The sequence below is a fragment of the Bacillus sp. EB106-04-02-XG92 genome, assembly GCF_058791995.1.
Map to the genome: position 1 here is coordinate 448,540 of NZ_JBYTEA010000004.1, position 7,744 is coordinate 456,283.

General features: G+C 32.3%; 8 protein-coding genes and 1 pseudogene. 1 reads left to right on the forward strand and 8 read right to left on the reverse strand.

The genetic code is table 11. The annotated features are described in order from the left end of the window. Positions 1 to 133: 133 nt before the first annotated feature. The 8 genes and pseudogenes from AC3WVA_RS13825 to AC3WVA_RS13860 form a co-directional block, all read right to left on the reverse strand. On the reverse strand, positions 134 to 550 hold the full coding sequence (locus tag AC3WVA_RS13825; RefSeq protein WP_429604008.1) for a GNAT family N-acetyltransferase: 417 nt from the start codon (positions 548 to 550) through the stop codon (positions 134 to 136). A 26-nt stretch (positions 551 to 576) separates the two neighbouring features. Beyond that, a pseudogene (locus tag AC3WVA_RS13830) lies at positions 577 to 916 on the reverse strand (hypothetical protein). Between the two features lie 23 nt (positions 917 to 939). Next, a complete protein-coding gene (locus AC3WVA_RS13835) occupies positions 940 to 1,716 on the reverse strand; it encodes a serine hydrolase (RefSeq protein ID WP_098344348.1) in 777 nt (258 codons plus the stop codon). Between the two features lie 162 nt (positions 1,717 to 1,878). Then, entirely contained in the window at positions 1,879 to 2,391 is a 513-nt protein-coding gene (locus AC3WVA_RS13840; protein ID WP_098344347.1) for a GNAT family N-acetyltransferase, read from the reverse strand. 29 nt (positions 2,392 to 2,420) lie between these two features. Continuing rightward, positions 2,421 to 3,422 carry an HAAS signaling domain-containing protein gene (locus AC3WVA_RS13845; protein WP_098344346.1) on the reverse strand — a complete coding sequence of 334 codons (1,002 nt, stop codon included), beginning with the start codon at positions 3,420 to 3,422 and terminating at the stop codon, positions 2,421 to 2,423. Beyond that, complete coding sequence (locus AC3WVA_RS13850) at positions 3,409 to 3,756, reverse strand: PadR family transcriptional regulator (protein WP_061679735.1); 348 nt, start codon at positions 3,754 to 3,756, stop codon at positions 3,409 to 3,411. The genes AC3WVA_RS13845 and AC3WVA_RS13850 overlap by 14 nt, the downstream gene beginning before the upstream one ends. Before the next feature lie 170 nt (positions 3,757 to 3,926). Then, positions 3,927 to 4,259, reverse strand: a complete 333-nt coding sequence (locus AC3WVA_RS13855; protein ID WP_048525889.1) for a DUF952 domain-containing protein — start codon at positions 4,257 to 4,259, stop codon at positions 3,927 to 3,929. An 82-nt stretch (positions 4,260 to 4,341) separates the two neighbouring features. Then, positions 4,342 to 6,417 carry a HelD family protein gene (locus AC3WVA_RS13860; protein WP_492321997.1) on the reverse strand — a complete coding sequence of 692 codons (2,076 nt, stop codon included), beginning with the start codon at positions 6,415 to 6,417 and terminating at the stop codon, positions 4,342 to 4,344. Positions 6,418 to 6,778: 361 nt separating this feature from the next. On the opposite strand from AC3WVA_RS13860, the gene AC3WVA_RS13865 reads away from it, so the two are divergent. Further along, positions 6,779 to 7,645: a CPBP family glutamic-type intramembrane protease gene (locus AC3WVA_RS13865; RefSeq protein WP_098344344.1), complete on the forward strand. Its 867-nt coding sequence runs from the start codon at positions 6,779 to 6,781 to the stop codon at positions 7,643 to 7,645. Positions 7,646 to 7,744 lie beyond the last annotated feature (99 nt).

The window sequence follows — 7,744 nt, forward strand, 5'->3', positions numbered from 1 at the left end:
CATTGTTATACGAATTGCACTTTTGGTTCCCATTATTGTATCAAATTGCTTAGTTACCATAAACTAAAAAAAGCATCACCAACAAGGTGATGCTTTTAAAATCCACTTTTTTTGTAGAACAGGAATACGATTCCTATAATCTTTTCTCTAAAAAGTGTTGACTATGCCCTTTAGGATGATCTTCAACAACACCATATTCTCGATAGCCGTGCTTTTTATAAAATTCTGGTGCTTGAAAACTAAACGAATCTAATAATATTAATCTACAACCTTTTTCCTTCGCGATACTTTCGATTTTATGTAACAGCTGACTACCATAACCATCATGACGAACTGATTCATCAACCCATAAAAAATCTATATGAAGATGATAAAAATACATCGTTCCTGTTACGCCGCCAAAGATTTTCCCAGCCTCATCTTTCACAACAAAACTTACTTGTTCCATCGGCTGTTTTACTTCATCTGTTAACATAGACATGTTATATTGAATTACTTTATTTTTTATGTATTCTCCTTCAGCGCGAGTACCATCCTCTATTTGTTTCATATATTTCTTCCTTTCAACTTAATACGCTACCTTTTTTTCTTTTTTAATATACTAATAAATACAAAACCACCATAAGTAACAAAGCATGAAAAGCCTATTATACCTGGTACAAAAACATAGCCTATTCTTATATAACTTATAACTGCAAAACAAGCGATAGACAATAAAATAGATGGCCCAAATATAAGAGTTGTTTTTCTTCGTCTCTGTTTCGATGTATTTTCTTTCTCTTTAGAAATACGTGTGCCAAAGAGCAATACTATACAAATCAGAATCGCTGCAAAGTAAATTGTATGTAATGACAAATTATGATCCTAAATCGCAATTCCAATTTCTAAAACAATAATTGTTAAAATCAATATTGATTGTTGAAGTTTTTAAGTTTCGTTTTAATCACTCACCCCTAGCATGCCATCATTATATTTTTTATATATGCATTTCAAAGTCGATACAACGGTTTCATCGACTTCGTTATTATCAAATCGATCAGGCAAATCTTTTCCTCCAATAACATATAGAAGCGGGTATTCATGGAACATTCCTATTATACCAATATTTATTATTGCTGTGGGCAGTCCACCTGTCATATGAGCTATATGATAATACGGTATCCCTTCATATTCTCCTTGCTGCCTTACCATTCCATTTATTATTGGTTCCCATAATTCAGGCGCACTTTTATAACCTCGAAAAATATGTATTAATAGTGAATGTACTTGATTTAACTCTCCAACATTTTGTTCATCTCTAGGGTTTTCTTGAACATGTATGTTAGGGAAGTACATTGAAACATATTTTCTAATGACATCCCATCCTCCGCAGTGCATTACAATCGACTTTGCAATATAACTATCATGACACGCTATCATCACTTCAACTGCTTTACTAAGTGATAATGTATCTCTCCCTTGCAAATGCGGATATAATTGTACGCTATCTTCTTTCGAATCAAATTTAATTTGGTGAAGTATATCATCCCAACTAATTTGTTTCTCTTTTATCATGATTGCTAGTGCAAATCCAATTGCCACTTTTGCTGCTGATGCTAAAGGAACATATAGTTCATTATTATAGGAGGCAATTATATCTTCAGATTTTGTAGAAGACACAATTACTCCAACTTGACCAGATTGTATTTCTTTCATTCTTTTAATGACAATTTGCATATTCGCACCTCTTTTTATATTGTTTTATTACATTCTTAAATTTCGATATAGAATGTATAACCCCTTTTTTGTTACTTGATATGTATGCATACAATAAAAAAGATAGCATGAAATTTCCCCATGCTATCTTTCTAAATTAAATATTAAGTAAAGCTCAATACTCTATTCTTCCGTAGGCTTTTTAGGACCATTAAGCTCTAATTGATAAAAAGCTAAGTCTAACCACCTATTAAATTTATAACCAGCTTTTTTGATTGTCCCTGCATGAACAAATCCATAGTTTTCATGTAAGGAAATACTTTTCTCATTATGTGCATCAATTCCAGCAATTAAAGTCATATATTCTCTTTCTTTTGCAATTGTGATCAATGCTCTCATCAAAGAAGTTCCAATTCCACATTTTCTATATTTCTTATCAACATACACAGAATGTTCAATTGAATATTTATAGGCAGGCCAAATTCTAAACGGTCCAAATGTCGCAAATCCTACTACTTTATTATTTAATTCATATACTAAAATTGGATACCCTTCAGCCTTTTTTTGTTCATACCAGTCTATTCTATTTTCAAGGGTTACAGGTTTATACGTATATACGGCCGTTGTATTCAATATAGCATCATTATAAATATCTAACATGTATGTTACATCTTGTTTCCTTGCTTCCCTTATCATCACTTTCTTCCTTTCCTCTAATTTCACTCCTATATACGAATACGAGCTTTTCGGAAGCCATCAAATATATTTAACGCAGCAGACAAAATGTAAATGATAATACCTCCACCAATTAACCACTTTTTAACTTCCTCTGGAGAAGTAGTAAACACATTTGCCACATACGTAATAAATCCTTCATTAAATAAATGCGGATTTACTACAATTACAATGAATACAATTGTTCCAACTATTTGAAGAATAGCATTCCCAATTGCCAACTTTTTCGTCCATTGTCCCTGTACTAACTTATAAAGAGATATACCTATTTCAAACACAATCATCATTACAACGATTGGCCAATACTGAAGTAACACATCTTGATTAAAAGTAGGCGCGACAAACTTCAATCCGCTTTCTGTACCATGATATACACCTACAAGATGGTTCGCATAAAAATAAAGTGTTGCCCATATTGCCGTCCACATTAACCCGCCAAATACTTCGAACTTTGAAATCGACTTTTTCTTTGGAACATACGAAGTATTTTTCAAATCATCAGGCGTCCATTTTTTTAAACTTGTTGTCAACGGTTGAGTACCTTTGTCTTTATCTGTTCTTTCTAAAATTGCAAATACAACTGTCAACCAGAAAAATACATGGAGGCCTACTTCGATAATTCCCCCAATTCCTTTACCTATCACATTTAAAATAACATTTAATATCGCTTGCTCACCATCATATCCTACAAAATTTTCTGCAACCATTGTAATGAGTGCGATAACAGCTGCAATCGGTATGATCATTTTTAATAACGTCGTATATACATCAAAATAACGTGGTCCAATTAAATGCATCGGTCTATCCAAATATCCATTAGCCAATGAAACTGGACTTCCCAATTTTTCAAGAACCCTTTTTTCATCATCTTCATTATAATCATCAGGTAACATATCCTCGATTGTTGATCTTAATTCAAGAATAATATCGTCACGATTTTTTTCAGGTAATCTCTTCGCTACTTCTTCTACATAAATATCAATCAAATTCATTTTTGTCCTCCTCCTTTAATAGGTTATAAAGCTCTTTCGAATCCTTTATCCATTCTTTCTTCAGCTGCAGAAATATCTCTAATCCGTATTCACTTAAAACATAATACTTACGCGGTCTACTCTCCGTTTTATCCCAACTACTCGTCACTAGCTCCTGCTTTTCTAATCGGCGAAGTAGTGGATATAACGTACTTTGATCGATTGTAATCCCTGATTGCTCCAATAATTGGACAAGTGAATACCCATACTGCGGTGTTCTTAACTGGCTTAAAACCGCTAATGTTAATGTACCTCTTCTTAGTTCAGTAATTAACGAATTTAATAAAGCATCCATTCACTCACCTCGTTTTCATTACTATATGTCATACAGTATGTGTTTTATACTATGTATCGTACAGTATTATTGTGATAAAAACAATAAATAATTTCCAAAAAATAGATAACAAAAAAGCACAAACTATATAATTTGCGCTTTTTGAGCTAATTTATATATCTATAACTATCTTACTGTTGTACCTCTGGTAATATAAACTCTCCTTTTTCTTTATAAAATGGGATAACTTCTACAATCGACTCAACATTGATTACACCATATACATGCGGATATTCTTGACCGTTAGAAGCAAGTTCATATTTTATTTCTGCTTTTAACAGAATTGGATCAATTGTTAGTAATAAAACATCTTCTTCATGACTAAAATGTTTTTCAGCGACTTTTAAAGCTTGTTCAAAAAACGAACAATGAATAAATCCCTCTTCTTTTAATGAGGCTTCATTAATTTCTCCATTTATCTTTGCGATTTCCCAATTTCTTTTCGTTATTACCTTTGTAAACATAGTTATTCTCTCCCCATACCTTTATATAGAAAAACAAGATGTTCTTCTTTTTGTTACTAGAAAAGCCTCTTGCGTTTCATTTTTATTTTAATCCGTTAATTAAAGGCGATGCTTCTCCACTATGGAAAATCCATAAATCATGAAGCGACCTTGTACATCCGACATACAATAACTTCGCATCGTGTTTTGTATTTTTATAATGTTCTTCATCAACATCGATTAGTAGAACTGCATCAAATTCTAGCCCTTTCGCCAAGTATACAGGTACTACCGAAATACCACCTTCATATTTACTTTGATCTGCTTCAATGACGTTTACAGCCAATCCTGCCTTTGTTAACTTTTCATATATATCACGGCATTCATCGTCTGTTCTTCCTATTACCGCAATTGTTTTCACATCTTCATTTTGTAGATGCTTTAACGTCTTCATAATCTCATTAAATTGATCTTCTGTATGGATTACTTTAACATCTTCACCACTACGAAAAACTGGTGTTGCGAGCCCAACTGGAATTTCTGCATTTTTAATAACCTCGTTTGCAAATTCAATAATTTCTTTTGTAGAGCGATAACTTCTCGTCAGTTCATAATAACCTGTTTCTTGGAATACTTCCTTAAAAGCACCCCAATCTTCAATCCCTTGATAATCATAAATTGCTTGAGATAAATCACCTAATATAGTGAAAGAGTTACCTAGTGTAATTTCTTTTAATACATAAACTTGGAATGGCGAGAAATCTTGCGCTTCATCAATAACGACGTGATGGAATTTCTGTCCGATTTCAATACCTGTTATGTGGTGATGTATGTAAATTAAAGCTGGTAAATCTTCTACATACACTTCTTTTTTACGACAACTCTTTTCAGTTTCTTTCACAAGTTCTTCAGGCAATACTTCTAGTATTTCTTTACTTTTCAATATTGAACTATAAATTGAAAGTGAGCTCATCTTCGGCCAAAACTTCATATAAGTGTTCAATCTCTTTGTCGCTTCTTTTTTTAGTAATTTCTTCTCGTTTGTTTCTCCATACTTTTTTAGTTCAATTTCAATCCAGCGCTTCATTCGGCCGACTAATCTTTCTCTTCTTTTCTTTAATGGATAATGTTTATATTCCACTTGCATCCATTTTTTTATGTCTTCCACTGGAATAATAGCTTTATCCCATGCTTCAAAATCACTTGTTGGTTCTAATTCTTTTTCAAATTGAAACATTCTCTCTTCAATAAAGGACTTAAATTCCAAAGTACCTTTCAATTTACCGAGCATAATTTTTTCTTCATCACGATTAATAGAAAATGCTTCTTTCAATTTTTCTTCTGTCTGCTTTAGTTTCACCGAATCATCTAATGTTCGTAATGCCCAATCTGAAAATGTTGTTTGACTAATATTCCCTACACCTAATTCAGGAAGTACACTCGAAATATAATCTAAAAACAGACTATTTGGAGCGAATACAATCATTCTCTCAGCTTCTAGCTGCTCACGATATTCATAAATTAAAAAAGCAAGGCGATGTAAAGCGATTGTTGTTTTTCCGCTCCCTGCAACCCCTTGAATAAGTAGTGGTAAGTTTCTTTCCGCACGTATAATATCATTTTGCTCCGATTGTATCGTCGAAACAATATCCTTAAGTTTATTATCTTTATTCTCACCTAATCGATATAGAAGAAAATCATCGGCATGCGAGACATCTTCATTTCCTTTTACATATGTATCAACAACACGTTCTAGTTCTCTTTTTCGAATAGAGATGTTTCGCTTTAAATACACATCACCTTCAACTAATCCGTCTGGCGATTGATAAAATGCTAATTCTTCTCCACCGGTAAATGAATAAAACATACTTGCGACAGGTGCCCGCCAATCAATTACAATTGGTTTCATTGTGTCTTTATGTGAAACACCTACTTTACCGATGTAGATCGGCATAACATCTTCCTTACCGTCCTCTTGAAAATCTAATCTTCCAAAGTATGGTTCTTGTACACCGATACGTAAATTTTGCCTATTAGATTCTCTCATGCTTTCTAGAATTTGTTCTTTAAAATCATCTCCATAATAAACCGGAATGTTTTCGAGCTGTTCTAATTGATCATCCATCGTACGTAATGTATCTTTCATCCTTTGTAACTCTTCTTCAAAAATGTTGTTCATTTGATGATTCCCTCCTGTCCGTTCTAATTTTTCAGTCGAAATACAATTGTATTAAAAATCCATTTATAAAGTCAATAGTTTCAATTTAAATTTTCCGAAAAAACTCACTTTTTATCTTTCTAATTTTAAAATCTAATCGTTATTTTTACATTATAAGAATATAAAACATCTAAATTACAACACTTTACATATAATAAAATAATGCAAATAAATACTATTACTTTCTATTAATAATAACGATTCATACACTAACTAAACTTAAACTCTCATCTACCTTTCTATCGATTTCCTCCTTTCACTTGTAAAATAATGAGAAGTTTCAATAGGTAAATATCAAAAATAAAAAAGGAGTTTATTCGAAATGACTACAACCAATAGAAAGCATGTAAAGTTATATTTAATTATTTTTGTGTTAATTGTGCTAGCAAGTGGTTGGATCGGTGTATTTCTTGATTCTCTACTAACAGATCAACCTGAAGAAAATTCTTTAGGCATGGGCTTATGGCTTATACTCCCTTTCTTCATCAGCATATTACTTAGAGTTCTTAGCCGAGATTGGCATGATTTTGGTATCAAACCAAATTTAAAAGGAAGCTTTAAATGGTATTTCATAGCAATACTTATTTATCCATTCGTTACACTAATAACTATAAGCTTAGCTCTATTTTTCGGAGTCGTTAACATATCTAACTTTGAGATGTCCTCATTATGCTCACTCATACTCATGTCTACAATAGGTAATTTTATTAAAAATATTTTCGAAGAGTTCTCTTGGCGTGGTTATTTAACCCCAAAGCTTATTGAATTAAAATTAAACGATTGGCTAATTTATTTAGTTTCTGGTTTAATTTGGGCTCTTTGGCATGCTGCTTATTATATAGTCTTTTTACCAAATGAGTATTTCGAATCCATTTCAAGATTAAATATGCTTTTATCAGGCTGTATACTTATGGTTTGTTGGTCTATTATGTATGTCGAAATATATAGACTTACAAAATCAGTGTGGCCATGCGTAATCATGCATGCAATTGAAGATGCCGTTCCTACCGTTTTAGTTACAATAACAGGTATTATTACATTTACCAACAGCAGTGATTTTTGGTTAAACCCTATTAGCGGAGTTATTGCTACTATTATATTTCTTGGAATTGGGATCGTACTAAGATCCATAAGAATTAAAAAAGAACGACAATTAAATACGAGAGACAGTCAATTATTCACACTATAAAAGTAAAAAAGAGTAAGGAATTATGAACTGCACCCCAATTGTTAGACACAGTCTAACAATTGGAGGTGCAGTTTTTCTATGGCTAAATTTACAGCTGAT